This is a genomic window from Afipia sp. GW822-FHT04G07, assembly GCF_058800765.1.
In genome coordinates this window covers 541,126-566,116 of sequence record NZ_JBXAMP010000001.1, presented here as the reverse complement: position 1 = coordinate 566,116, position 24,991 = coordinate 541,126, and the positions used below count along the sequence as shown (strand labels likewise).

Here is a 24,991-nt window from a genome sequence, read left to right as displayed (position 1 = left end):
TATCCCGAATGTAACAGCCCATGGAACCCCACTCTGCTAAGGGTTCCCGCAAGGACTCTGCGGCATCGAAGCTGCGGGGCGCGGGGGTGTTGTGGCGTCGATTGTTGCGGACAGGGTGTTGGAAAAGCGCGCACATGCAGCGCGCGCGTTGCGGTTTTTGTCAGTACTGATCATCGGCGTTTCGTTCGGTTGCGTCGGCTTCACGACCGGAGTTCACGCCCAATCATGCGTTGGTCCGGCACCGGACCAGACATGCACGGTTTCAACGGATTTGACGGGTAGTTCCTTGACGGTCGCCCCGCTTGGGCCGGCCCCTGCGGGCAATGCGACTGGCATCGTTACAAGTTCGGGGACCGTAGACGACGTCACGGTGACTGCGGAAACGGGAAAAGCGCTGACGCAAAATTCGGGCACCGTTATCAGTGTCATCGACACATCGACGTCCGATGGCGGATCGGCGTTGACGATAAATACCGGACGAGCGGGCAGCATTGTTACATCGACGACTGTTACCACGGCGCCTTTCAGCGGATCTGCAACGACAATCAATTCCGGGATTGCGGCCAGCATCTTGTCCTCATCGGACGGAGGGGGAACTGCCACCAATATAAATTTCGGAACGGTGTTCGGATTTATCGTGACACAAACTTCAAACGGGGGTCTGGGGTTTGGTGCAGGAACAGCAACGGCAATCAACTCGGGAACTGCCGATGCCATCATCAATCAGACATTCGATGGCGGAAATTCCATCGTCATCAACTCCGGAACGCTGTTAGGCAATTTAGGACCGGCCGGAATATACAATCAGGTCCTCGGAAATGGTGCAGCGACGACGATCAACAGCGGCAGCGTGAGCGGCGGAATTATTACGTCCACGGGGGTGTCGAGCGGCGGTGGTGACGCTACCACAATCAACTACGGCAAGATCACCGGCGATGTCATATCTGCTTCGGCAGTGAACGGCCTTGCCGGGCCAGGCAATGCGACTGTCATCAACTACGGCACTATCGATACATCGACCGGATTTGGTGTTGTCCAGGCTGCATCTTTGACCGGATTGGCATACGCATTCAATGCAGGAAGAATATACGGGGAGCTCGATGCCTTCGCAGGTATTGGCGGCTCGGCTGTTGTATCGAACGCCGGCCTAATTGATGGCTCGCTGTACGGAACGGCTATCGATCTCACGCAAGCCATGGGTCCGACTGTTCCGACGACACTCAATATTTTGCCGGGATCGCGCATCATCGGAAATATTTTCCTGAACGGAGATTTGTCGCCGGGTTCAGTTGGAACGAATGTCAACATCTTTGCCGGCCATGACATTTCATCTGTTTTGACGTTCGGCTCTTTTGGTTGCGGCTGCGCGATCAATGGACTTATGGACACCGGCGCAACGGTAAATGTTGTCGGCGGTGTGCCCTATGTTATCAGCGGCAACACAGTCGCGATCCTCGATCCAACCTCGTTCGCGATGCAGGATCGCAACATGGTCGATGTGACGCGCACAATCGCTTCGCTGGTCACGAGCCGTCTCACCAATCCCGCGCCAATCAGCGGTAACGGGTCATCCGCGATGGGATTTGCTCCGTCCGGCAACGTTGCGCGCGATATGGCCAACGACGCTTTCTCCGGCATTCCGGCGCTCGCCTACGCGGGCAACGACCGGGTGTTGTTGAGCAACCCGAGCTTTACGGCGGCCGACGGCACCAGTGTTTGGGCGCAGGGCTTTGGCGGACGGAGAATTCAACAGGCGGACGCCCCGACGCTGCGCTCGGTAAACAATTTCTACGGCGGCGTCCTCGGCGTGGACAAAACGGTTCAGCCCGGACTGCGACTCGGCGGCTTCATCGGCGGCGGCAACGTCAAGTCGACAATCGATCTCAATTCAGGCGACACCAACAGCGACATACTCTTCGGCGGCGTTTACGGCCGCTACGCGATGGGCCGCGCGTTTCTGGACTTTTCCTTGCTCGGCGGCACCAGCACAAATGACGTGAAGCGCACGATCGCCAACAACCTGGCGCCGGGTGGTTACGAATACGCAGTCGGCAAATACAACGGCTGGTTCATCAGCCCCGAGATCGCCTACGGACTCACGGAATCGCTTGGCTACAACTTGACCCTGACTCCGACCGCGCGGGTTCGGTATCTGGCGGCGGGTTTTGGCGGATATGACGAAAGCGGATCGAGCACGAATCTCAGCGTCGGCTCACGCACCTCGCACAATTTCGAGGAGCGCGGCGAATTCAAACTAACGCACACCACGAATGCGACTCCCACGGAACAGTTTCAGTTGAGCGGCACCGCGGGCCTGATCGCCTTGCAGCGGGCCGGAGACAGCACCGTCAACACCATTCTGCTCGGTCAAAGTCTCGCGTTTGCGACACCGGGCAAGGGGAGTGTTGTCGGCTTCTACGCCGGAGCGGGATTCGACTGGCGCAATGCTTCGGGCGTCTCTGTATTTGGCGCGACCGAGTTCACTGCCATGTCCGATTCAAGCCAGACCATCACGGGCAGGGGCGGCGTGAAGATTTCATTCTAGTAAGGCCTCTTGCGGCTATGAAACGGCAAGCCAACAAGAAAAAGGCGACGCATGTGAATGCGCCGCCTTTTTCGATTTATTATCTGACTGCTAAGGGCAAGGATACCGGTTGCCGTCGTTGTTAAGATACGTGCCTGAAGCGGGATCATAGGACCGGTATCGGCGCATACAGTAAGCCTCGGCATCATCGCCGCCATAGCCCGGCGCGACAACGACCGGTTCGCGATAGTAGGTCGGTCCGCCATAACCATAGCCGTAACTCGGTCCATACCCGTAGCCATATCCCGGTCCGTAATAGGGGTTGGCGCCTGCAGCGATTGCGCCGCCGATCAGCGCGCCTGCGGCGAGACCGATGCCGACACCCGCACCGCCGCCGCGATAGTAACCGCGCCGCCGCCATTGGACTTCGGTCACAAGCGAATTGTTTGCGCCGGCCTGAGCGGCAACCAGAGTCTGGCTGGGCGCCAGCGGAGCTGCATGGCCGGATGACATCGCAACCATCGGAAGCGTCAGCGCCAGCGCTGCGACCGCACATCCATTCTTAAAGGTGATCATCGTTCCTCACTCCAAGCCCGCATCGATCACTCTGCATTGGGAGAGCGCGGAATACGCTGCTCCATTCAGAGGGCAATAATGTTCGTCTGGATTCAGGCGCTTCTGGGGCGGTTCCCGGTATGGAACACCGCCCCAGAGGCAGAAGTCAATTACACCGCAACGGCTTACGGGCAGGGATAGCGGTTGCCGTCGTAGTTCAGGTAGGTGCCGGACGCCGGGTCATAGGACTTGTAGCGCTGGGCGCAATAAGCGGCGTCATCCCCGCTAGCGGGAGCCGCTGCATACTGTCCGTCATCTACGTAGTCGCCTGCGTAGGCGTAGCTGTCATCGTAGTAGTACGGATCGTTGTAATAGTACGACGAGCCGAGTCCGCCGAGCGCCAGACCGCCTGCGAAGCCGTAACCATAGCCGCGTCCGCGCCAATGCCGTCCGCCGGACCACTGTCGACCACCGGTCCACTGCCTGCCGCCGCCGAGTTGCGCGACCGGACGCCAGGAGCGATTGCTGGTTGCCAAAGCGCCGACACCGGCTCCTGCGATCGCCGCACGTCCGACGTTACTTCCGCCAAAGCTTCCCACGCGCGAACCGCCGCCGAAACTCGGGCGTGCTGCGGCACTGCCGCCGCGGAATCCGCCGTTGCTCATGCCGCCGCGAAAACCACCGCCGCCACCGCCACGGAATGCTGCGCCTCCGCCTCCGCCTCGCGAAATTCCACCGCCTCCACCGTGCCCGCGTCCCTGCTGAGCGTCAGCAGTCGACACAAGGGCAGGCGCAACTGCCAGAAGGGCTGCTGCGCCGATAATTTTGAAACTGATCATTGTTTGAACTCCTGATGAACTTGACGAAAGAACGGGCGGGGAAGTCAGACGTTCCGCACTTGCCGAAGTTTCGCGTTCACGTTCCCATGCACTGCCCCAACGCAGCATGAATGGATTGCGACCAAACGATGTCATGCGTCTCAGCGGGCACTGTGGCCGGGCACCAGCGCGTGCGGAGAAAGCTCAGTGCGATGTCGTTCTCCGGTGGAAACGAACTCTTGCCGCGTTCGCGGCAAGGCGTCCGGATACTCTTCCTGCAAGTACGCGATCAGTTTTTCCCGCACCTCGCAGCGCAGGTCCCACGCCGCCGGAGCGCTGCGCGCGCTGAGCAACGCGCGCAGTTCGACTGTGTAATCCTTGGTGGCGTCGCTGACCTGAAGCACCACCACGCGGCCATCCCAGAGCGGCGAGGCGCGTGCGACCTCCATGAGCTTCTCGCGCAGTTTTTCCACGGGCACTGTGTAATCGACATAAAGGAAGACGGAGCCGATCAGCGCGGAGGTTTCGCGCGTCCAGTTCTGGAAAGGCTTCTCGATGAAATAACTCAGCGGCACCACCATTCGCCGCCAGTCCCACAGCTTGACCACCACATAGGTTGTCGTGATTTCCTCGATGGTGCCGTACTCGCCTTCAAGGAACACCACGTCGTCGAGCCGGATCGGCTGCGCCATCGCGATCTGCACGCCGGCGATCAGGTTGGCGAGCAGGGGACGTGCGGCGAGACCGATGGCGAGGCCGGCCACGCCTGCGGATGCGAACAAGCTGACGCCGTATTGCCTCACCTGCTCGAAACTCATCATGGCCGCAGCGACGGTCATAATGACGATCAGGATGTCGGCTGCGCGTTTCAATATTCCGACCTGGGTGACGTGTTTGCGCGCGAGCAGGTTGTCTTCGGCGTCGAGTTTGAAGCCACGCAGATAGACTTGCGAACTGATCTGGACAGCGATCACGGCGGTCCAGCCGAGCAGTCCGATGAAAGCGACGTTGAGGATGTTTCCGAACAGCGTGGCCGCCCGTTCGCCGATGGGCGCGATCCTCACCACCAGCGCGAGCGCCACAACGATCAACGCCAGCCGCAGCGGGCCCTTGCTGCGCGTCAGCAGCGCGCGAGTCTTGGGATGCCGGACCCCTAGGGTGTTGCGGAGGGTATGCACGATCACCGCATTGGCGATCAATGCGACCAGAACGCCGCCGATGACGAGCGCCGACGACGTGAGCCAGCTCGGTAGTCGCCAGAGGGCGTCCAGAACATCGGCATAACTGTATTTGATGACATCCAGCATCGGCAGACCCGTCGGTGGGGTGTGTGGGCACACCTCAACGCACCGGACAGCGGGTGGTTCATGCATTGCATCAAGTTGCTGTCGGTGCTGGACAATTGGGTCGCCGGATGGCATCAAACACGTCTCGCGCCGCACGCGCGCCCACTGGTCGGATGTACGCCATGAAGCTGTTTTTCCTGCGTTTTTTCACGTGGTGGAGCGGTTCGACGTTCGGCACCCAGCTCTGGACGCGGCGATTTGGCGAACTTGTCGGACAGGACGAGGGCGGCAATCAGTATTACCGCACGCGCGGTGGCAAGATCGATCCGACGCTCGGTTTCGAGCGCCGATGGGTGATTTACAACGGATATGCCGAAGCGACGCGGGTGCCGCCCGCATGGCATGGATGGCTTCATCACACCGTCGATACGCCCCCGACCGAGATCGATTACAAGGCGCGCGAGTGGGAAAAACCGCACCGGCCCAACATGACCGGCACGCCTGCCGCCTATCGCCCGTCGGGTTCGACGTTGGCGGCCGGCCGCCGGCCCAAGGCAACCGGTGACTATCAGTCCTGGACACCGGGACAGTGACGTCAAGCCGACCGGCCTGAAGGCAGTCGTTCGATCTAATTGAGGATGAAGTGGCCGGAATCTCCCGCCCTTTCCCCGCCGTAATCGGCGTGTTAACCGAAGGCTCTGCGCGCGGCCCTTTGTCTGTAAAATAGCGCAGGCCCGATTCGGTTGAATCGTTTGTTTTGACCGATCAATTCTGATCATGAACGTGATCGTTCCGACAGGTGTGGAGCAAGATGTTTTCCGAAAACCGCTTCACACGTTTCGACATCGTGCTCCTGTAAAGTCGCGCAAGATGCTCCGAGCCGTCGCCACCCTTTCTTTCGCAGCCGTCATCGCCGCCTCGCTGATGTCGCTGGCGGCACCCGCCCACGCGCAGATCGGCAATATCTTTTCCGACAGGCCGCGTCCGCCGGGCAATGTGCCGCGCGGAGAGCCGGTGCAGGAGCCGGAAGAAGAGGAAGTGCCGGATCTGCCGCCGCAGGGCCGCTTGCTTCCCACACCCAATCGTCCGCCGCCGGGACAGGGCGTGCCGCCGCCCGGCAGTGTCCAGACACAGCCATTGCCGCCACCGCCGGGAACAGCAGCCGCGCCATCCAATCAGCCGACGGTGCCGGGGCAGGGTACGCCCAACGTCGCGAACGCGCCCGCCGGCGCAAACCCGCTGCCAGGCCTGCCGCCGGGCCAGAAGCAGCCGCGCGCAACTCCGCCGACGCCTGCAACATTGCAGCCCGGCGACGAGGTCGTGACCGAGCCGCCGGCGCAGAAGATCGTCAACAAGCAGGCGGTCTTCGCGGGTCTGGACAAGATCACCGGGCGCATCATCAAGTTCGACGCTGATATGGGCGAGACCGTGCAGTTCGGTGCGCTGCGCATCAAACCGCAGGCCTGCTACACGCGGCCTTCGACGGAATCAGCCAACACCGACTCCTTTGTCGAAGTTGACGAGATTACGTTGCAGGGCGAAGTGAAACGGATTTTTTCCGGCTGGATGTTCGCAGCGAGCCCAGGCCTGCACGGCATCGAGCATCCGATTTACGACATCTGGCTGACCGATTGTAAGGGACCGGCCGCGACGGTTGCCCAGCAGGAAGCGCCGAAGGCGGCACCGCCTCCGCCGCAGCAGCAGAAGCGCCCGCCGAAGCAGCCGGCTGCGCAGCGGCCGCCTCCGCCAAATCCGTTCCCGCCGTTCCGGCAATAGTGGTCAGGGTTGCCTGAGGCGCGCGAGCGCTTCTTCACCCGTGATCGGGCGGTCCATCGGAAGCGCGAAGAAGTCCGCGCTGCCGGTCACGGCATCATCCAGCAGCATGCGGTAGCGCCGGCGCGGCACTTCGATCGCGCCGAGCGTGCGCAGATGGTCGGTCACGAACTGCGTGTCGAGCAGCACGAATCCGCCGGTGATGAGACGCGCCACCAGATGCACGAGCGCCACCTTCGACGCGTCCCGCGCCGTGTGAAACATGCTCTCGCCGAAGAACGCGCGTCCGAGGCTGACGCCATATAGCCCACCGACCAATTCGTCGCCCTGCCACGCCTCGACGCTGTGGCAATGACCGATGTCGTGCAGCGACGTATACAATTCGCGGATGCGGCCATTGATCCAGGTATCGTCGCGTCCGGGCTGCGGCGCGGCGCATCCGGCGACGGTTTGCTTAAACGCAGTGTTGACCGTGACCCGGAAGACATCCGACCGAACGGTGCGCGCAAGACGGGACGCGACACGGAAACCGTCGAGCGGGATAATGCCGCGTTGCTCGGGCTCGACCCAGAAGATCGTCGGGTCGTCGGCGCTCTCCGACATCGGAAAAATGCCGCAAGCGTAGGCGCGCAGCAAAACACTTGGCGTAATCTCGGACGATGCGTTGTCACGCGAACTCATACGCAACCATAGCAGGTCGGGCGGACGCCTGCGACCGTCAAGCGGTGTCGGCGCTGATGGCCTGTCTGGCTTGCGGCAATGCGGTATTCTTGAGCAACAGCACGATGCGTGTGCCGGAATGGGATGGATCCCGCTCGGCTTTGGTTTCGAGCTTGGCGGCCATGGCGCTGACGATGCGCTGGCCCATGCCGGTGGATTGCGGATTCTGTTTGACCTGCAAGCCGACGCCATCATCGGAAATCGTTAGCTTCAGTCCGTCTGCGCACGATAAAAGTTCGACGTGGATCGGGCCGGCGCCATCGGGGTAGGCATACTTGACGGCGTTCATCACCAGTTCGTTGACGATGATGCCGATCGCGACGGCGCGATCCGGATCGATCTCGACCGGCTCCGCTTTCAGCGTCAGCCGTGACATCCGGTTGCCTTCGGCCGAGCGCCGCAGATCCTCAAGCAGGGCTTCGAGATACTGGTTGAGCATCACCGACTTCAGATCCTGCGACGTGTACAGGCGGCGGTGAACTTGCGCGACCGCTGCGACGCGGCCCATCGCATTGGTCAACGCCGTCTTCACGTCGTCATCGTTGCTTGAATTTGCCTGAAGGTGCAGCAGCGAAGCGATGATCTGCAAGCTGTTGCCGACGCGGTGGTTCACTTCGCGCAGCAGCACCTCACGTTCCGCAGCCAGTGCAGCATAGCGGTCACGCGAGGCGTGAACTTCCGCTTCCGCATCGTCGCGAGCCTTGCGTACGAGCGCCTGTTCGTACGCACCCTTGGCAGCAACATCGAGCAAAGCGAGGAATTCGCCCTGGGTATCCTTGACGAGATAGTCGGCCGCACCCGCCTTGAGTGCGGTAATTGCAATTGTGCTGTCCTGCGATGCCGTCACGAAGACGACCGGAGGCGCGCCTGGAATCTTTTGGATCTCTGCCAGTGTTTCCAGACCGTCGAGGCCTGGCATATGCTGGTCGAGTGCTACCACATCGACTCCGCCTTGCCGAATGCGCGCGAGGCCGCTCATTCCGTCGGCGGCGTGCTCGACGATGAAAGAGCCATACCGCTTGAGCCCGCGCTCCACCAGGCGCGCAAGATCCGCATCGTCGTCAATGTACAGAAGCAAGGGCATCGCTGTTTTCATGTTTTGACGGGGGGTACCTTGATGACTGAAAAGAACAGGCCCAACTGCCGAATGGCGTTGGCGAAATTTTCGTAGTTCACCGGCTTGGTGATGTAGACGTTGCAACCCAGCTCGTAGCAGCGTTTGATTTCCTGCTCGTCGTCCGTTGTCGTCAGAACGACGACGGGAGCGCACTTGATGTGGTTGTTTTCCTTGATCCGTTTCAGGATATCGATCCCGGTCATGTCGGGCAGATTCAAGTCGAGCAGGATGAGCAGCGCCTGATCCTTGTGCTCCACGCCGGTGCCGTCTCCACCGAACAGGTATTTCACCGCATCGGTACCATTGGCGAACGGCAGGATTTCGTTGTTGACGCCGGAGCGGCGAATGTTGCGTTCGATGAGACGGGCGTGCCCCTCGTCGTCCTCGATCATGATGATTTTGACTGGCAGGCTCATTCTACTTTTCCTTGCGTTCCAAAATTCCACCGCGCGGGCAGGGTCACCGTGAAGGTGCTGCCCCTGTGAAGCTCTGACGAGACATTGATGGTGCCGCCCAGCCGGCGCACCAGGGCGCGGACATGAGCAAGGCCGATTCCCTGACCCTGACGGTCCTGCAGACCGGCCCGCCGGAACAAATCGAAGATCCGTTGGTGATCCTTCGGATCGATGCCGCGACCATTATCGGAAATGTCGAAGATGACAAAGCCGAGTTTATGACGGCCTTTGATCAGGATGTCGCCCGGTACGCCCGGTCGGAGATATTTGAGAGCGTTGTCGATCAAGTTGGAGAAGATTTGTTCCAGCGCCAGGCGGTCGCTGACGATATTCGGCAGCGGCTCGATTCGGATTTGTGCATCCGCTTCGGACGCCTGATGGGCGACCGACGAGATAATAGTTTCGATCAATTCGCGCGTATCGATCGGGACGGGGTGAAAATCGCGGCGGCCTTCCCGCGTCAGGTTGAGAATGGCCGAGATGAGTCGGTCCATCTTGCCGATCGACGACTTGATGAAGCCGAGCGCTTCGGAAAAGTCCTGGGAAAGTTGCTTGTCTTCGGCCTGAAGCTCCGGCGCATCTGCGGGGTCGGCGTCGCCGATAGGCTCGGGTATTGCGTCGACCTTGGCGGCAGCCCGGCTGTAGCGGGCGATGCGGCTGAAAATGTCGGTACGCAGTTCTTCAAGCTCGCTCGTAAATCCCATGATGTTGACGAGCGGTGAGCGCAAGTCGTGGCTCACGATATAGGCGAACCGCTGAATTTCGTCGTTTGCTTCGCGCAGGTCAGCGGTCCGCGTTTCGACGGTAGCTTCGAGATTGAGATTGTTGTTGCGCAATTGCTGCTCGGCGTCGTCGCGCGCGCGAGTGGATTGCCGTACCAGAAAGATCGAAATGCCTGCAAGCAGCAGCACAAGTCCCGAACCGGCTGCCGTGACCATGGCTGCCAGACTTTGACTGCGATCTGCCGCTGCGGTTCGCATCTGAAACAGCCGGTTCTCCTCGGCGCGCATCGCGGCTGCGATCTCACCGACGCGTTGAACGGACGTGCCGGCGGAGTCCCGCAACATCGCAACGCCGCCGGGAATGTCGTTCCGTTTCACATAATCGACGGCGACTGCAAAATCGGCGAGGCGGGATTCTATCGCAGGGCGGAGTTGTTTAACGTTGTCGATCTGAACGGGACTGTCGGTGGTCAGAGCGGCAAGTTTGTCGACGCCGGATGGAACGCGTGCAACAGCTTCTTCATGCTCCGTCAGAAATTTTGATTGGGTCGTCAACAGGTAGCCGCGAGCGGCGCTTTCGGCGCGCCGTATATCCAGCAGAACCGTGGATAACTGGTTTTCAACTTCGACGGTGTGAATGACCCAGCGGCTGTCGTCGCGCGCCTTGTTGACCAGCACAACGGACGTGACACTGATCGCGACCAGCACAAAAAAGCCCGCCAACAGGAGGGCAATCTGCCAGATCGTGCGTCGGCGAGCGGCGTTCAAGGCCACTTCAACCGCGCCCCTGTATGGTCAAAACGAGGAAACCGCTGGAAATTCAACTTTGTACCCCTGCCGCCGTGCGCATAGCTTACACAGGAGATAACGTGCAGAAAGGAATTTAGTTCCATCGCCGGAACGGAGGCTCAAGCCCGCGCGGACAGGGATCAAGACGTCTTGGTGTCGCCTGCGGCCAGGTAATGTTCCAGCCAGTGAATATGATAATCGCCGTCGATAATGCTGGGCTCTCGCACCAGCCCGCGGAACAGCGGCAGTGTGGTTTCCACGCCGTCGACCACCATCTCGTCCAGCGCGCGCCGCAGCCGCATCAGGCATTCGCCACGGGTCTTACCATGGACGATCAGCTTGCCGACCAGCGAGTCGTAATAGGGCGGGATGATGTAACCCTGATAAACGGCTGAATCGATCCGCACGCCGAGGCCGCCCGGCGGATGGTATTGCAGGATCTTGCCCGGCGACGGCCGGAAGGACACGGGATTCTCGGCGTTGACCCGGCACTCGATGGCGTGGCCGTTGATCACGATCTCATCCTGCGTGCACGGCAGATCGCCACCTGCGGCGACGCGAATCTGCTCGATCACGAGGTCGATGCCGGTGATCATTTCGGTGACGGGATGCTCGACCTGGATGCGCGTGTTCATTTCTATGAAATAGAATTCGCCGTCTTCATAGAGAAACTCGATGGTGCCGACGCCGAGATACTGCATCTCGCGCATCGCCTTCGCACAGGTCTCGCCGATCTTCGCCCGCGCGGCTGCGCTCAGGATGGGCGAGGGGCCTTCTTCCCAGACCTTCTGGTGGCGGCGTTGCAGCGAACAGTCGCGCTCGCCGAGATGGATCGCGCCGCCGCGCCCGTCGCCCAGAATCTGGATTTCAATGTGACGCGGCTTGCCGAGATACTTTTCCAGATAGACCGATCCGTCACCGAATGCGGCCTTGGCTTCGTTGCTCGCGGTGGACAGTGCCAGCAACAGGTCAGCTTCGGTCGGAGCGACCTTCATGCCGCGGCCACCGCCGCCGGCGGCCGCTTTCACCAGAACCGGGAAGCCGATCTTCTTGGCGATGGCCATGGCGTCATCGCCGGGGCCGACGCCGCCGTCTGAACCGGGCACGACAGGAATGCCGAGACGCTGCGCGGTTTTCTTGGCTTCGATCTTGTCGCCCATCAGGCGGATATGCTCGGCCTTTGGGCCGATGAAATGCAGATTGTGGTCGGCGAGAATCTCCGCGAAGCGCGCGTTCTCGGACAGGAAGCCGTAACCCGGATGAACTGCGTCAGCGCCGGTGATCTCGCACGCGGCAAGCAGCGCCGGCACGTTCAGGTAGCTGTCTTTCGCGGGCGGCGGTCCGATGCAGACGCTTTCGTCCGCGAGCCGGACGTGCATGGCGTTCGCATCGGCGGTCGAATGCACCGCGACGGTGGCAATGCCCAGCTCCTTGCACGCGCGCAGCACGCGCAATGCAATCTCGCCGCGATTGGCAATCAGGATCTTGTCGAACATCGCAGCGCCTGACGGTGAGAACGATTATTCAATGATGACGAGCGGCTCGCCGAATTCGACCGGCTGGCCGTCTTCGACAAGGATTTGCGTGACCGTGCCGGCACGCGTGGACGGGATCTGGTTCATCGTCTTCATCGCTTCGATGATGATGAGCGTATCTCCGACCTTCACCTTGCTGCCGACATCGATGAACGGCTTCGCGCCGGGCTCGGATGCCAGATACGCGGTACCGACCATGGGCGAGGGCACTGCACCTGGATGCTTCGAAACATCGGCTGGCGCGGCGGCGGCCGGAACAGCAGCTGATACCGGCGCCGCGGCGGCTGGCGCTGGCTGATAGGATACCGGCGCGGCGACGCTGATATTACGCGCGACGCGCAGGCGCAATCCGGCGCGCTCGATCTCGATTTCAGTGAGATTGGTTTCGTCGAGCAGCATTGCCAGTTCGCGAATGAGCTCCCGCTCATTGACCGGCTTTTCCTTGGTCGTTTTGTCTGGTGGCTGAGAGGCCATGTGCAATCCGAAGCTTTCTTGAATTACGAATGAGCGAGATCAGGGTTTCGCCTTGGCGCCGATCTTGGCGGCGAGGCCGCTGATCGCGAGGCGATAGCCGTCGATTCCGAAACCGCACAGTGTTGCCACCGCGGCCGACGCGACGAATGAGTGATGACGGAAGGATTCACGCGCATAGATGTTCGACACGTGGACTTCAACCGTCGGGATCTTGACCGCGACCAGGGCGTCGTGGAGCGCGATCGAGGTGTGGGAATAACCGCCCGCGTTGATGATGATGCCGGCGGCTTTCTTCGCGCCAGCTTCATGGACGAAGTCGATCAATTCGCCTTCGCGGTTGGTCTGACGGCAATCGGCGGTCAGGCCATAACGGGCCGCGCTGTCTTGGCAAAGCTTTTCCACATCGGCGAGCGTGTGATGGCCGTACGTCTCCGGCTCGCGTGTGCCGAGCAGATTAAGGTTCGGCCCGTTGAGCACGAAAATCGTCTTTGCCATCCGAAAACCAAATCCAGCAATGTCGGCGAAATGATGCGGCGCGCGCGGCTTCGGCCGGTTTATAGGCAACAAGAGGCCGGGAGGGAAGCCTGAACGGGGGCTCCGTCCCCTGCCAAATGGTTCAGAAACCACCTGAAAAGCCCGATAGAAGGGCTAGAAATCGTTGGTTAACCAATCTTAACGGATGTCGATCGGGGGGGCCGTCCAGCCCTTGGGACCGGGCTGGACGGCTATTCTGTGCTCAGCAGGTCGCCTTGCCGCAGCGGGCTTCGGATATTTTCTTGGACAGACCTTCGACGCCCAGCGCGCCGACCACGACATCCTTGCCGATCACGTAGCTTGGCGTGCCGTTGAGGCCCATGTCCTCGGCGAGCTTGAAGTTCTCGTTGAGGGTCGCGCTGACTTCCGGGCTCACCATGTCTTTTTCCAGCTTCGCCATGTCGGCGCCGGCTTCCTTGGCCGCAGCCATGGCGCGTGCCTTGTCGGCCTGTCCGCGTCCGTTCAGCAGCTTCTGGTGGAAGTCGAGATATTTCTTGCCGGTCGGATCTTGCATCCGGACCGCGACCGCGACCTGGGCGGCTTCCACCGATCCTGGTCCAAGCACCGGAAATTCCTTCAGCACGATGCGCAGCTTCGGGTCGGCCTTCATGAGTTGCATCATGTCGGTCATGGCCTTTTTGCAGTAGCCGCAGTTGTAGTCGAAAAACTCGACGAAATTGACGTCGCCGTTAGGATTGCCAACGACAACGCCGCGCGGCGATTTGAAGATCACGTCCGCGTTCCGCTGGACTGCGGCCCGATGCTTTTCAGATTCCGCCACCGCCTGCCGCTTCTGCAACTCGGCAGACATTTCCTCGAGTATCTCCGGATTTGCGACGAGATAGTCTTTGAGAATTTTCTGGATCTCGCTGCGCTGGCTGTCGTTGAACGTCTGCGCATGCGATGCGACGGGCAGACCCAGCACGAATGCGAAGGCGTAAGGAGCGAGTGAGCGGAACGAAAGCATGAGAATTCCTTCGGGACTGTGTGGACCGGCTTGAGGCCGGAGGGCAGTTCTTTGTCGGCCTAATTCTTTATCGGCTTAGTGTTTACAATATCGTCAGCCTTGACCCATCCGGGGGTGCCGATGGCGAACCGTGTCTTGGCGCGCGAGGCGAGATCCCGCGCTGTCTTCTGGTCCCCGCGTATGAAGGCTGCCTGAGCAGAGGCGAGATCGGCCTCGGCGTAGTCTCCCTTGCGGCCATAGGCCATCGCGAGTTGCGTGTAGCCAAGCGCTGCTTCCGGTTCCCGTGACAGCGCGGCCTTCAGAATCCTGATCGCCTCTTCAGCGTAAGCCTTATTCTCGGACGCCACCAAGGCCTGGCCAAGTAACATCTCGATGAGCGGCGTGTTGTTCGACAGTTGCACGGCTTTGCGGAGTGGTGCGATGGCCTCGACGGGCTTGCCTCCCTCCAGCAGCGCCTGACCCTTCAGCTCATAAAAGTAGGGGTTGTTGGGCTGGACGCGGATCAGGGCCTCGATTAGGGCCTGGGCGTTGCGCAGGTCGCCGTGGCGATAGGCCGCGATGGCGCGGGCATACCGCGCGGGCAAGCTGTCGTTCGATGCCGGATAGCGGCGATAGACGGTGTCCGCGCGCTCCATGAAGCCCGACACCTTGGCGCGCATCATATCGTGACGAAGTTGCAGAGCCGGGTCGTCTTTCTTGTCCCAATACGGGCTGGACTTCGCCAGTTCCTCCAGCGCTCTCACGCGTTCGGCAGGCATCGGATGGGATTGATTGTAAGGGTCCGCACCGGCGGATGCGTAAAGCGATTGTTCCGAGAAGCGCTTGAAGGTTTCGTACATCCCGCGGGCCGATTGGCCGGTGGCATTGAGAAACTTCACGCCGGCCTTGTCCGCGTTCTCTTCCTGCTGCCGCTGGTAGGACAGCATCGTGCGCATGATGGTGGCCTGCGGCGCGGCGACCGCGGCCGCGCCTGCGTTGCCTGCGCCCGCGCGTGCGCCTGCGACCGCGGCGCCTAGGCCAAGCAGCATGGCGATGATCATCTGGGTTTGCGCGCGGGAAATCTGCTCGCGCAATTTCGACAAATGCCCGCCTGCAAGGTGGCCGGTTTCGTGGGCCAGCACGCCGATGATCTGGTTGGGTGTGTCGGATTCGCGCAACGCGCCGTAGTTCACGAAAATGCGGCGTCCGTCGGCGACGAACGCATTGAATGCCGGATCGTTGATGATCACGACCTGGATGTTCTGTTTTTCAAGACCGGCGGCGCGCAGGATCGGCCGGGTGTAGTCGCGCAGGAGTTGCTCGGTTTCGGCGTCGCGCAACAACGGCGGACCGCTGGCGCGCTGCTGCGCGTGTGCTGGCCACGACGAAGCGAGCAGGGCGGTCGCGGTGACGAGCACCGTCGCGCGCCGCGCGAGCAACTTGCCGAACGAGGACGAACGCACCCGCGTGCGCGATTGCCGCACGCCGATATGCGGTGACCGGAATTCGGCCGGTGCGGTCAAGAGGGCATTTGTCATGGCTTGGTCAGCGGCATCGGGCAGGTTGCGACCTTTGCAATGGAGCGGCGGCCTGTAGGGTGCTAAAATCAAGGACTAACAAGCCGCCGAATGCGGCAGGACAACGGCGCGCTGGAGTGCTTTTGCCTGCATGCTGTCGTCGCCAAGGAATACCAGATTTCATGCTCGATATGACGCTCAGAGACAAGGCAAAAGGCCTTTTGACGCCCTCCACGCGAGGCAATGTGCCGCCCTTCATGGTGATGGACGTGATGGCCGCTGCTGCCAGAATCGAGGCCGAGGGTGGTCATGTGATTCACATGGAAGTCGGCCAGCCTGCGGCCCCGGCGCCGCAAACGGCGATCGCGGCGGCTCGCGCTGCGCTGGACATCGGGCAGATCGATTACACCGCTGCCGTCGGCATTCCGTCGCTTCGCCGGCGGATCGCGCAGCACTACCGTGAAACCTATGCGCAGGAAGTGGACCCCGCGCGTATTGTCGTTACCACGGGCTCCTCCGGGGCGTTCGTGCTGGCCTTTCTGTCGGCGTTCGAGCCGGGCGACCGGGTCGCAATCACCTCGCCGGGCTATCCGCCGTATCGTCACATCCTGCGCGCGCTGGGCTGCGAGCCGGTCCTGATCGAAACCACCAGTGCGACACGCCACGCGCTCACCGGTGAAATGCTGCTGGAGGCTCACCGCAAGACGCCGCTGCAGGGTGTGCTGGTCGCCAGCCCCGCCAATCCGACCGGCACAATGATGACACGCGAGGCAATGGCCGATCTGATCGCGGCGGCCGACAGCGCGGGCATCCGGTTCATCTCGGACGAGATTTATCACGGTCTCGATTACGCGTTTCCGGCGGTGACGGCAGCGCAGCTTTCGTCCGATGCGATCATCATCAATTCGTTTTCGAAGTATTTCTGCATGACCGGCTGGCGGGTCGGCTGGATCGTGGTGCCCGAGACGCTGGCGCGCTCGGTCGAGACCCTGCAGCAGAACCTCTCGATCTCGGTCCCGACACTGTCGCAGGTGGCAGCGGAAGCGGCATTCGAGGGGCGCGCCGAAATGGATGTAATCAAGCACGGCTATGAAGAGAACCGCCGTATCCTGATCGACGGTTTGCCGAAAGTCGGTCTGACGGAATTTCTGCCTGCGGATGGAGCTTTCTATCTCTACGCAGACGTCTCGAAGTTCAATTCCGACAGCTACGACTTCGCCAAGACCATGCTGCAGCAGGCGCATGTCGCTGCCACACCGGGCATCGACTTCGATCCGTTCCACGGAAAGTCGTTTGTGCGCTTTTCCTACTCGCGCTCGACGCAGGAGATCGTTGAAGCGGTTGCACGTATCACGCGCTGGCTTGCGAAGGGTTGAACCTCGCCCGGAATGTGATGAAATAAAAAACCGCCCGCTGTGAAGCGGGCGGTTTCATATAAAGACGTTGGCCGGAGGTTACTCTCCGCGGCGCGACCACCAGCCCGCACGGCGCGGCTGGGCCGTGTCGGGGGCGTTCTCAGGCTCCGGCTGAGCCGGTTCGCTCGACGAGGTCGGTGTCTGAACAGGGGTGGGCTCCGGCTTCGGCGTCTCGCCGAAGAAGAAGCTCACCTTCTCGCGCACGGTCGAACGCTTGCGGGGAGCGGAGTCGTTCGCCGCATCCTCGGGCGTCGAGATAGGATGCGAGACTGGCTCCGGCTGAGACGTCACCGGTTCCGGCTGAGAGATGTAAGTGGGCAGTTCCTGACGCGAGGGCTCTGCCGGCGCCGACAGATCGGCGACCGCTTCGGTGGATTCGGATTCCGGCGGAGGTCCGAGGTCGTCGGCGATCGTCGAGACGATGCCTTCCCCGGGCTGTCCGCCTTCGGCTCCACCAAGTTCATTGCCACCGCGACGTCGTCGGCCACCGCGCCGGCCACGGCGGCGCGGACGGCGCTCACCATTCGCAGTCTGGTCCGCGCGGGCTTCGCCGTTCGGTTCATCCTGTTCGTCGTCGCCTTCCTCGGCGTCATCGCCCACAGCGTCGGTGTGCGGCGCAAGGTCGGGAGTGGCACTCTGGTCGGAGGGCACTGCGCCATCGCGGGTCTCACCACGGCCACGCCTGCGGCGACGGCGCTTGCGGCGCGGACCTTCTTCGCCTTCCGCGACAGGTGCGGCATCGGCGGATGTGGCTTCAGTTTCCTCGTCGTCGCCTTCGAACTCGGCTTCCGCCTCGAAGGTCTCATCTTCCTCGTACTCGTAAGTATCCTCGACCGCGGCCGGGAACGCCGCGACCTGCGCCGCGAGGATCGCCTTGGCGGCTTCCAGCGTATGAACAGCTTCGCCGCGATCGATCACGAACGATTGCTGGCCAGTGATGGTTGCATCGGCGATGACGGCAAGCGTCACCTTGAAGCTGTTTTCCAGATCGCGCAGATGGCCGCGCTTGTGGTTCAGGACGTAGAGCGCCACGTCGGTGCGCGTGCGCACCGTGAGATTGTGGGTCGGCCCCTTCATCAGGTTTTCTTCGAGGCCGCGCAGCAACTGCAGCGCGACGGACGACACCGAGCGGACATGTCCGGAGCCGCCGCAATGCGGGCAGGGCTCGGTCGAGCTTTCCAGCACGCTGGCACGGATGCGCTGGCGCGACATTTCGAGCAGGCCGAAGTGCGAGATGCGCCCGACCTGAATGCGTGCACGATCCTGACGCAGGCAGTCGCTCATCTTGCGCTCGACGGCGCGGTTGTTGCGCTTCTCGTCCATGTCGATGAAATCGATCACGATCAGGCCCGCGAGATCGCGGAGCCGGAGTTGTCGCGCGACTTCCTCGGCGGCTTCAAGATTGGTCTTGAGTGCGGTGTCTTCGATGTGGTGCTCGCGGGTGGAGCGGCCCGAGTTGACGTCGATCGAGACCAGCGCCTCGGTCTGGTTGATGACGATGTACCCGCCGGATTTCAGCGTGACCGTCGGAGAGAACATCGCATCGAGCTGACTCTCCACGCCCATGCGTGAGAACAGCGGTTGGCCGTCGCGATACTGTTTCACCGACCGCACGTTGGTCGGCATCAACATTTTCATGAAATCGCGCGCTTCGTTGTAGCCGGACTCGCCGGCGACAAGGACTTCGTCGATTTCCTTGTTGTAGAGGTCGCGCAGCGAGCGCTTGATCAGCGAGCCTTCCTCGTAGACGAGGGTCGGGGCCTGCGACTTCAACGTGGTGTCGCGGACAGTTTCCCACATCCGGATCAGGTATTCGAAATCGCGCTTGATTTCAGGCTTGGTGCGCGATGCGCCGGCCGTGCGCAGGATGATCCCCATGCCTTCCGGCACGTCGAGATCCTGCACCACGTCCTTCAGGCGATTGCGGTCCTGTGCCGAGGTGATCTTGCGGCTGATGCCGCCGCCGCGCGCGGTGTTGGGCATTAGCACGGCGTAGCGGCCGGCGAGCGAGAGATAGGTCGTGAGCGCGGCGCCCTTGTTGCCGCGTTCTTCCTTGACGACCTGAACCAGCATCACCTGGCGGCGTTTGATGACTTCCTGAATCTTGTACTGGCGGCGTGGGCGGAAGGAGCGCTCCGGAACTTCTTCCAGCACGTCATCGCCACCGACCGACTCGACGAGCTCTTCCTCGGCGTCATCCTCGTCGTCTTCGCCGTCGCTGTCGGCGTCATCGGCGTGGCGCTCGTTCTGATGATCGTCTCCACCGGGGGCGACGGAGTCCGCATGAGCATCGTCGGCGTGATGTTCATGCGTGTGGTCGTCGTGGGCGTGATCGTCGTGAGAGTGACCTTCATGCGCATCGTCGCGCGCAGTTTCCGGCGTGTCGCCGCCGGCAAAGGCGGCCGGTGCATCGTGCTCCGCAGGAGGGAACGATTGTTCGGCCGACGCGTGGCCGCTGCGATCATCGCTGGCGTGATCCGGCTGCTCGCCATGAGCGTGCGCGTCATGACCGTGTTCGTCATGATGAGCGTCTGCATGCAGGTGGTCATGGTCGTGGTGCGCATCATCGTGCGGATGATCCGGCGTGTGATCGCCGACCTGCGAGGTATCGGTCAGTTGCTGCGTGTCGTTCTCTGAGCTTGCACCCTCGACGATCTCGCTCTGCACGCGCTCGCCGCTGCCGCGACGCCTTGAGCTGCGATGGCGGGACCGTCGGCGGTTGGACCGGTTTTCGGTTTCTTCTTCGGCTTCGCGATGCGCGCGCTCGTCGGCCTCGATCAGGGCCTGACGGTCGGCGACCGGAATCTGGTAATAGTCGGGGTGGATTTCGCTGAAGGCCAGGAAGCCATGCCGGTTGCCGCCATACTCGATGAAGGCGGCTTGCAGCGACGGTTCGACCCGCGTGACCTTGGCGAGATAGATATTGCCGCGCAGTTGCTTGCGCTGGGCAGACTCGAAATCAAATTCCTCGACGCGATTTCCGCGGACCACAACCACCCGGGTCTCTTCCGGGTGGGTGGCGTCGATCAGCATTTTGTTGGGCATTTTGGAGCTCTTGACGGCGAACGGGACGCGCGGCGGCCAGCGCATGGCGCTTGGCCGGATCACGTAACGGTCCACCTGATTCGGGGGTGAGGGGAAGGCCGAAACGCCGCCCGAGGCACCTTGCCGACTGCAATGTCAGCGAAACGCGGCGCGCACGAGAGTCGCGTCGTATCGATGCTGGCATTGATGGGATTTTGTTACAGATCCCGTTCGGCGATAGAGTCTGGCGCATCAAGCGTCGGCCCGTCTAATTCAATGTGGCGGCAAAGGTGCCGCCGTATCCTGCCGCTGACGAAGCCAACGGGTTGGTTGCTGACGGTGCCAACGCGGCGCGGTTAGCGCGCGCTGGCTCTCGAAGGTCTGCAATCTTGCGACTGCAGTCGCCGGTTATGAAAGTAGCCGCTCGGGCTGGTTACCGCCGTCCGCGTCAGCCGCGCGCTGCGCTGGCTGTGGAGGGTCGGAAGGTACACTAGAACCTCAAGGTGTTGATTTGAGGAACTGGCGCTGCACCGGGAAGCTGAACGCGACACAACCGCAAGTTTAAACCGTCAGCCCCTCCTACATACGTCGAATGGGACTTTCTGGCAAGGGAAGCGTCACAACGCTGCAACACAGCGCCGTAATCGTCCAGGGTGCGGTAAGCCGTCGTTAACTGTGCGGTTCTATTGCGTTATGAGGGCTATCCGGAGGCATCGGATTCATTGACGCGCCGCTCAAATCATCCTGCGTTGAGGGCATTTTGGCCAGTGTGCGCCGCAGCATGGCTGTGCATGCCGATTCCCGCCGCATGGGCCGTCGAATCCCAGTCGCCACAGCCGTCAGTTGCATCGGCCTTTCCAGTCGCCTCGGACGTGCGTGTCGCTGGCGACGCCAAGCAAACCCGCTTCATTCTCGATCTTGATCGCAAGATCGATGTCCGCGCCTTCGTGCTCGGTAACCCTTACCGCGTCGTTGTCGATATTCCGCAGGTCACCTTCAACCTTCCCGCCGGCACCGGAACGACCGGCCGTGGGCTGATCCGCGCTTTCCGCTATGGCCTGGTCATGCCGGGTGGATCACGTCTTGTTTTCGACCTGACGGGTCCGGCAAAAATCGACAAGGCTTTCATCATCGACGCCGCGAACGGCCAGCCGCCGCGGCTGGTGGTCGAACTTGCGGCGGTCGATCGGTCGGCGTTCAAGCCGTCGCATCCCGGCGACGACAAGTTCCAACTGCGTCCGGCGATCGTCGCCGATGCCGCCGGAGCCACGGTTGAGACGACGGCGACTGCTCGAGCGGCAAAAGCAACCGATTCCCGGCCGGTGATCGTGATCGACCCTGGACACGGCGGCGTCGACAACGGAACCCAGGCCGCTTCGGGCGAAAACGAAAAGTCGCTGGTGCTGGATTTTGCCAAGGCGCTGCGGGACCGGATCGAGCAGGGCGGCAAGTTTCGCGTGGTCATGACGCGCGACGACGACACGTTCATCCCGCTCGGCGAACGAGTGAAGATCGCGCGCAGCCACATGGCCGCACTGTTCATCTCCATTCATGCCGACGCGCTGCCCAAACGTGAAGGCGATGCGCAGGGTGCCACCGTCTACACACTATCGGATCGCGCGTCCGACGCGGAAGCGGAAAAGCTCGCGGAAGCCGAGAACAAGGCGGACGCTATTGCAGGCATCAACCTGACCGAAGAGCCGGCGGAAGTCGCCGACATCCTGATCGAATTGACCCAGCGTGAAACCCGAACATTCTCAAGCCGCTTTGCCCACACCCTCGTCAACGAAATGAAGGGCGTTGCCCGGATGCACAAGCGTCCGCTCAAGTCCGCAGGCTTCAAGGTGCTCAAGGCGCATGACGTACCGTCGGTGCTGGTCGAGCTGGGCTATGTTTCCAACAAGGACGACCTTCAGCATCTGGTCTCGGAAAGCTGGCGATCCCGCACGGTCGGTTCCGTGGCCAAGGCGGTCGACGCTTTCCTCGGCAAACGCGTGGTTTCGGCAGGATCCTCAAATTAAGCGGCTTCGATTTGAATTCGCAGGGCAATTGTCGTCAAAGCCCTAGTTTGGCCACAGCGGCGGCTCTATAGAAAATTGGATTGGGACGGATCAGAATCGATCCACGCGCCGGGCGGCGAATGGTATAGTTCGGTTCGGAAACCCGGTTGTGCGCTTCGGGTGATCGCGCCAGACGTTTTAGACGGATACTGACGATGCGCTTGCTGTTGCGATTCATGGGCTTTCTGTTCGCGGCTGGAACGATTGTGTTCCTTGTCGGCGTTGCCGCGGTTGCTGGAGCGATCTGGCATTACTCCAAGGATCTGCCGGACTATTCGCAGCTTCAGGATTACGAACCTGCGGTGATGACGCGCGTTCATGCGTCCGACGGTTCGCTTCTGGCCGAGTACTCCAAGGAGCGGCGGCTGTATCTGCCGATTCAGGCGATCCCGAAGCAGGTGATCAACGCCTTCCTCGCCGCGGAGGACAAGAACTTTTACGAACACGGCGGTATCGACTTCACCGGCATGGCCCGCGCGGCGGTTCTCTATGCGCAGAATTACGGCTCGAATCGCCGTCCGCAGGGTGCGTCCACCATCACCCAGCAGGTCGCGAAGAACTTCCTTCTGACCAACGAAGTGTCGTTCAACCGCAAGATCAAGGAAGCCTTGCTGGCGATGCGCATCGAGCGCACCTACACCAAGGACAAGATCCTCGAGCTTTATCTCAACGAAATCTATCTCGGCCTCAGCGCTTACGGCATTGCGGCGGCGTCACTGGTTTATTTCGACAAGTCGGTGAACGAACTGACCATCGCGGAAGCCGCCTATCTCGCGGCGCTGCCTAAGGCGCCGTCGAGCCTGCATCCGGTCCGCAACCGCGAACGCGCCATCGAGCGCCGCAACTACGTGATCGACCGTCTGGCCGAGAACGGCTGGATCAAGCAGGCCGATGCCGTCGCCGCGCGCAAGGAGCCGATGATCAGCACCAGCCGCTCCAACTCCGGCCATATATTCGCGGGCGAGTATTTCGCCGAGGAGGTTCGTCGCGACGTGTTCGAGCGTTACGGCGAGAAGAAACTGTACGAGGGTGGATTGTCGGTCCGCACCACGCTCGATCCCAAGCTTCAGACCATGGCGCGCAAGGCGATGGTCACGGGCCTCGTCAATTTCGACGAAGCGCAGGGCTGGCGCGGCGCTCCGCATAAGATCGACGTCTCGGGCGACTGGGGCGTGAAACTCGCAGAGATCAAGGCTCTGTCCGATATCGCGCCCTGGCGGCTGGCGGTTGTGCTCGAGACCAGCGATCAATCCGCGCGGATCGGTTTCCAGCCGGGCCGTGAGCTTGGCGGCGCTGTTCTCAAGACCCGCGACACCGGTCTCATTTCGCTCGATGGCGTGAAGTGGGCGAAGGCCGCATCCGGTCCGACCCGCTTCAAGACGCCGACCAACGTGACGCAGGTGTTGGCGCCCGGCGACGTGGTCTACGTCGATCCGTTGCTGGCGAAGGACGGCAGTAAGGTCGAAGGCCAATACCGCCTGCGGCAAGTGCCGGAAGTATCTGGCGCGATGGTTGCGATGGACCCATGGACCGGCCGCGTGCTGGCGATGGTGGGCGGCTTCTCGTTCGATCAGAGCCAGTTCAATCGCGCGACACAGGCCTATCGCCAGCCCGGTTCGTCGTTCAAGCCGATCGTCTACGCGACCGCGCTGGATAACGGCTACACGCCGTCCACGGTGGTGATCGATGCGCCGATCGAAATCGATCAGGGCTCCGGCAACGTCTGGCGTCCGGAAAACTATTCGACCGGCAAGTATTACGGTCCGTCGACGCTACGCACCGGCCTCGAACTGTCGCGTAACACGATGACGGTGCGGCTGGCGCAGGACGTCGGCATGCCGTTGATCACCGAATACGCCAAGCGTTTCGGAATCTATGACGAATTGCCGAACTACCTGTCTTACGCGCTTGGCGCGGGCGAGACGACCGTCATGCGGATGGTCTCGGCCTATTCGATGTTCGCCAACGGTGGCAAGCGCATCAAGCCGACATTGATCGACCGCATTCAGGATCGCTACGGCCACACGATCTACAAGCACGACCAGCGCGAATGCCGTGGGTGCGATGCCGGCGACGGCTGGAAAAACCAGGCAGAGCCGACGCTGGTTGACCGGCGCGAGCAGGTGCTCGATCCGATGACCGCGTATCAGATCACATCCATGATGGAAGGCGTCGTTCAGCGCGGCACGGCCACTGTCGTCCGCGACGTCGGCAAGCCGGTCGCCGGCAAGACGGGTACGACCAACGACGAGAAGGACGTGTGGTTCGTCGGCTTCTCGCCGGATCTCGCCGTCGGCGTTTACATCGGCTACGACAAGCCGCGCAATCTCGGTCGCGGCCAGAGTGGCGGCCACACCGCTGCGCCGATCGTGAGGGATTTCCTCAAGCTGGCACTGGCCGACAAGCCCGCGGTGCCGTTCCGTGTGCCTGCCGGGATCAAGCTCATCCGTGTCGATGCGAAATCCGGCATGCGGGTGGGACCGGGCGAGGGCGGTCGGACGATTCTCGAAGCCTTCAAGCCCGGCACTGCACCGCCAGACAACTATTCGGTTATTGGCGTCGCCGACGCCGACGGACGTTCCGGCGTTTCACCGGACGCCGACCGCGCCATCTTCCGGCCCGGTACGGGCGGTCTCTACTAGTCTGCGCGTATTCCATATCTGATACGTGCAGAGTTGCGCTGGCTCCCGTCAGCCGGTACATCCCTCACATCTTTTGAATCGCGGC

At 61.6% G+C, this 24,991-nt stretch carries 20 protein-coding genes; 6 read left to right on the top strand and 14 right to left on the bottom strand.

What is annotated here, in order from left to right:
• Positions 1-213 precede the first annotated feature (213 nt).
• Positions 214-570 (bottom strand): hypothetical protein, encoded by a 357-nt coding sequence (locus AC1RKJ_RS02700; RefSeq protein WP_492789361.1) that lies wholly within the window; start codon positions 568-570, stop codon positions 214-216.
• Positions 571-637: 67 nt separating this feature from the next.
• Here AC1RKJ_RS02700 and AC1RKJ_RS02695 point away from each other — a divergent pair, with 67 nt between their 5' ends.
• Positions 638-2,545, top strand: a complete 1,908-nt coding sequence (locus AC1RKJ_RS02695; protein WP_492789360.1) for an autotransporter family protein — start codon at positions 638-640, stop codon at positions 2,543-2,545.
• Between the two features lie 90 nt (positions 2,546-2,635).
• Here the strand turns inward: AC1RKJ_RS02695 and AC1RKJ_RS02690 are convergent, their stop codons facing one another.
• From AC1RKJ_RS02690 to AC1RKJ_RS02680, 3 genes are all read right to left on the bottom strand, one after another.
• Positions 2,636-3,100, bottom strand: coding sequence for a BA14K family protein (locus AC1RKJ_RS02690; RefSeq protein WP_492789359.1), 465 nt, complete (start codon positions 3,098-3,100; stop codon positions 2,636-2,638).
• A 164-nt stretch (positions 3,101-3,264) separates the two neighbouring features.
• On the bottom strand, positions 3,265-3,918 hold the full coding sequence (locus tag AC1RKJ_RS02685; protein ID WP_492789358.1) for a BA14K family protein: 654 nt from the start codon (positions 3,916-3,918) through the stop codon (positions 3,265-3,267).
• Positions 3,919-4,058: 140 nt separating this feature from the next.
• Positions 4,059-5,204: a mechanosensitive ion channel family protein gene (locus AC1RKJ_RS02680; protein ID WP_492789357.1), complete on the bottom strand. Its 1,146-nt coding sequence runs from the start codon at positions 5,202-5,204 to the stop codon at positions 4,059-4,061.
• 161 nt (positions 5,205-5,365) lie between these two features.
• Between AC1RKJ_RS02680 and AC1RKJ_RS02675 the strand changes: the two genes are divergently transcribed.
• Complete coding sequence (locus tag AC1RKJ_RS02675) at positions 5,366-5,776, top strand: NADH:ubiquinone oxidoreductase subunit NDUFA12 (RefSeq protein WP_492789356.1); 411 nt, start codon at positions 5,366-5,368, stop codon at positions 5,774-5,776.
• 277 nt (positions 5,777-6,053) lie between these two features.
• Positions 6,054-6,959 carry a DUF2155 domain-containing protein gene (locus AC1RKJ_RS02670; RefSeq protein WP_492789355.1) on the top strand — a complete coding sequence of 302 codons (906 nt, stop codon included), beginning with the start codon at positions 6,054-6,056 and terminating at the stop codon, positions 6,957-6,959.
• Positions 6,960-6,962: 3 nt separating this feature from the next.
• On the opposite strand, the gene aat is transcribed toward AC1RKJ_RS02670, so the two are convergent.
• From aat to AC1RKJ_RS02625, 9 genes are all read right to left on the bottom strand, one after another.
• Positions 6,963-7,637, bottom strand: a complete 675-nt coding sequence (gene aat, locus AC1RKJ_RS02665; protein ID WP_492789354.1) for a leucyl/phenylalanyl-tRNA--protein transferase — start codon at positions 7,635-7,637, stop codon at positions 6,963-6,965.
• Positions 7,638-7,674: 37 nt separating this feature from the next.
• On the bottom strand, positions 7,675-8,772 hold the full coding sequence (locus AC1RKJ_RS02660) for a sensor histidine kinase (RefSeq protein ID WP_492789353.1): 1,098 nt from the start codon (positions 8,770-8,772) through the stop codon (positions 7,675-7,677).
• Complete coding sequence (locus AC1RKJ_RS02655; protein WP_492789352.1) at positions 8,769-9,209, bottom strand: response regulator; 441 nt, start codon at positions 9,207-9,209, stop codon at positions 8,769-8,771. The genes AC1RKJ_RS02660 and AC1RKJ_RS02655 overlap by 4 nt, the downstream gene beginning before the upstream one ends.
• Positions 9,206-10,744 carry a sensor histidine kinase gene (locus AC1RKJ_RS02650; protein WP_492789351.1) on the bottom strand — a complete coding sequence of 513 codons (1,539 nt, stop codon included), beginning with the start codon at positions 10,742-10,744 and terminating at the stop codon, positions 9,206-9,208. Before AC1RKJ_RS02650 ends, AC1RKJ_RS02655 begins: the two co-directional genes overlap by 4 nt.
• A gap of 155 nt (positions 10,745-10,899) precedes the next feature.
• Positions 10,900-12,255 (bottom strand): acetyl-CoA carboxylase biotin carboxylase subunit, encoded by a 1,356-nt coding sequence (gene accC, locus AC1RKJ_RS02645; protein ID WP_492789350.1) that lies wholly within the window; start codon positions 12,253-12,255, stop codon positions 10,900-10,902.
• 24 nt (positions 12,256-12,279) lie between these two features.
• Positions 12,280-12,768, bottom strand: a complete 489-nt coding sequence (gene accB / locus AC1RKJ_RS02640; RefSeq protein WP_492789349.1) for an acetyl-CoA carboxylase biotin carboxyl carrier protein — start codon at positions 12,766-12,768, stop codon at positions 12,280-12,282.
• A gap of 39 nt (positions 12,769-12,807) precedes the next feature.
• A complete protein-coding gene (gene aroQ, locus AC1RKJ_RS02635; protein WP_492789348.1) occupies positions 12,808-13,263 on the bottom strand; it encodes a type II 3-dehydroquinate dehydratase in 456 nt (151 codons plus the stop codon).
• Between the two features lie 241 nt (positions 13,264-13,504).
• On the bottom strand, positions 13,505-14,269 hold the full coding sequence (locus AC1RKJ_RS02630; RefSeq protein WP_492789347.1) for a DsbA family protein: 765 nt from the start codon (positions 14,267-14,269) through the stop codon (positions 13,505-13,507).
• Positions 14,270-14,328: 59 nt separating this feature from the next.
• The gene (locus AC1RKJ_RS02625; protein ID WP_492789346.1) at positions 14,329-15,786 is read right to left on the bottom strand and encodes a M48 family metalloprotease; all 1,458 of its coding nucleotides are present in this window, start codon (positions 15,784-15,786) and stop codon (positions 14,329-14,331) included.
• A gap of 161 nt (positions 15,787-15,947) precedes the next feature.
• Here AC1RKJ_RS02625 and AC1RKJ_RS02620 point away from each other — a divergent pair, with 161 nt between their 5' ends.
• Positions 15,948-17,141, top strand: a complete 1,194-nt coding sequence (locus AC1RKJ_RS02620; RefSeq protein ID WP_492789345.1) for a pyridoxal phosphate-dependent aminotransferase — start codon at positions 15,948-15,950, stop codon at positions 17,139-17,141.
• A gap of 78 nt (positions 17,142-17,219) precedes the next feature.
• On the opposite strand, the gene AC1RKJ_RS02615 is transcribed toward AC1RKJ_RS02620, so the two are convergent.
• On the bottom strand, positions 17,220-20,225 hold the full coding sequence (locus AC1RKJ_RS02615) for an Rne/Rng family ribonuclease (protein WP_492789344.1): 3,006 nt from the start codon (positions 20,223-20,225) through the stop codon (positions 17,220-17,222).
• Between the two features lie 770 nt (positions 20,226-20,995).
• On the opposite strand from AC1RKJ_RS02615, the gene AC1RKJ_RS02610 reads away from it, so the two are divergent.
• Both AC1RKJ_RS02610 and AC1RKJ_RS02605 read left to right on the top strand, forming a co-directional pair.
• A complete protein-coding gene (locus AC1RKJ_RS02610) occupies positions 20,996-22,225 on the top strand; it encodes an N-acetylmuramoyl-L-alanine amidase (protein WP_492789343.1) in 1,230 nt (409 codons plus the stop codon).
• A gap of 194 nt (positions 22,226-22,419) precedes the next feature.
• Entirely contained in the window at positions 22,420-24,906 is a 2,487-nt protein-coding gene (locus AC1RKJ_RS02605) for a penicillin-binding protein 1A (protein WP_492789342.1), read from the top strand.
• The last annotated feature ends 85 nt before the right edge of the window (positions 24,907-24,991 follow it).

Excerpts from the sequence above, each read along its gene's own strand:
- AC1RKJ_RS02700 (WP_492789361.1), bottom strand. The coding sequence starts at position 570 with ATGCTGGCCGCAATCCCGGAATTGATTGTCGTTGCAGATCCGCTGAAA.
- accC (WP_492789350.1), bottom strand. The coding sequence starts at position 12,255 with ATGTTCGACAAGATCCTGATTGCCAATCGCGGCGAGATTGCATTGCGC.
- AC1RKJ_RS02670 (WP_492789355.1), top strand. The coding sequence starts at position 6,054 with ATGCTCCGAGCCGTCGCCACCCTTTCTTTCGCAGCCGTCATCGCCGCC.
- AC1RKJ_RS02625 (WP_492789346.1), bottom strand. The coding sequence starts at position 15,786 with ATGACAAATGCCCTCTTGACCGCACCGGCCGAATTCCGGTCACCGCAT.
- AC1RKJ_RS02685 (WP_492789358.1), bottom strand. The coding sequence starts at position 3,918 with ATGATCAGTTTCAAAATTATCGGCGCAGCAGCCCTTCTGGCAGTTGCG.
- AC1RKJ_RS02680 (WP_492789357.1), bottom strand. The coding sequence starts at position 5,204 with ATGCTGGATGTCATCAAATACAGTTATGCCGATGTTCTGGACGCCCTC.
- AC1RKJ_RS02630 (WP_492789347.1), bottom strand. The coding sequence starts at position 14,269 with ATGCTTTCGTTCCGCTCACTCGCTCCTTACGCCTTCGCATTCGTGCTG.
- accB (WP_492789349.1), bottom strand. The coding sequence starts at position 12,768 with ATGGCCTCTCAGCCACCAGACAAAACGACCAAGGAAAAGCCGGTCAAT.
- AC1RKJ_RS02605 (WP_492789342.1), top strand. The coding sequence starts at position 22,420 with ATGCGCTTGCTGTTGCGATTCATGGGCTTTCTGTTCGCGGCTGGAACG.
- AC1RKJ_RS02620 (WP_492789345.1), top strand. The coding sequence starts at position 15,948 with ATGCTCGATATGACGCTCAGAGACAAGGCAAAAGGCCTTTTGACGCCC.
- aroQ (WP_492789348.1), bottom strand. The coding sequence starts at position 13,263 with ATGGCAAAGACGATTTTCGTGCTCAACGGGCCGAACCTTAATCTGCTC.
- AC1RKJ_RS02660 (WP_492789353.1), bottom strand. The coding sequence starts at position 8,772 with ATGAAAACAGCGATGCCCTTGCTTCTGTACATTGACGACGATGCGGAT.
- AC1RKJ_RS02655 (WP_492789352.1), bottom strand. The coding sequence starts at position 9,209 with ATGAGCCTGCCAGTCAAAATCATCATGATCGAGGACGACGAGGGGCAC.
- AC1RKJ_RS02610 (WP_492789343.1), top strand. The coding sequence starts at position 20,996 with ATGCCGATTCCCGCCGCATGGGCCGTCGAATCCCAGTCGCCACAGCCG.
- AC1RKJ_RS02615 (WP_492789344.1), bottom strand. The coding sequence starts at position 20,225 with ATGCCCAACAAAATGCTGATCGACGCCACCCACCCGGAAGAGACCCGG.
- aat (WP_492789354.1), bottom strand. The coding sequence starts at position 7,637 with ATGAGTTCGCGTGACAACGCATCGTCCGAGATTACGCCAAGTGTTTTG.
- AC1RKJ_RS02690 (WP_492789359.1), bottom strand. The coding sequence starts at position 3,100 with ATGATCACCTTTAAGAATGGATGTGCGGTCGCAGCGCTGGCGCTGACG.
- AC1RKJ_RS02675 (WP_492789356.1), top strand. The coding sequence starts at position 5,366 with ATGAAGCTGTTTTTCCTGCGTTTTTTCACGTGGTGGAGCGGTTCGACG.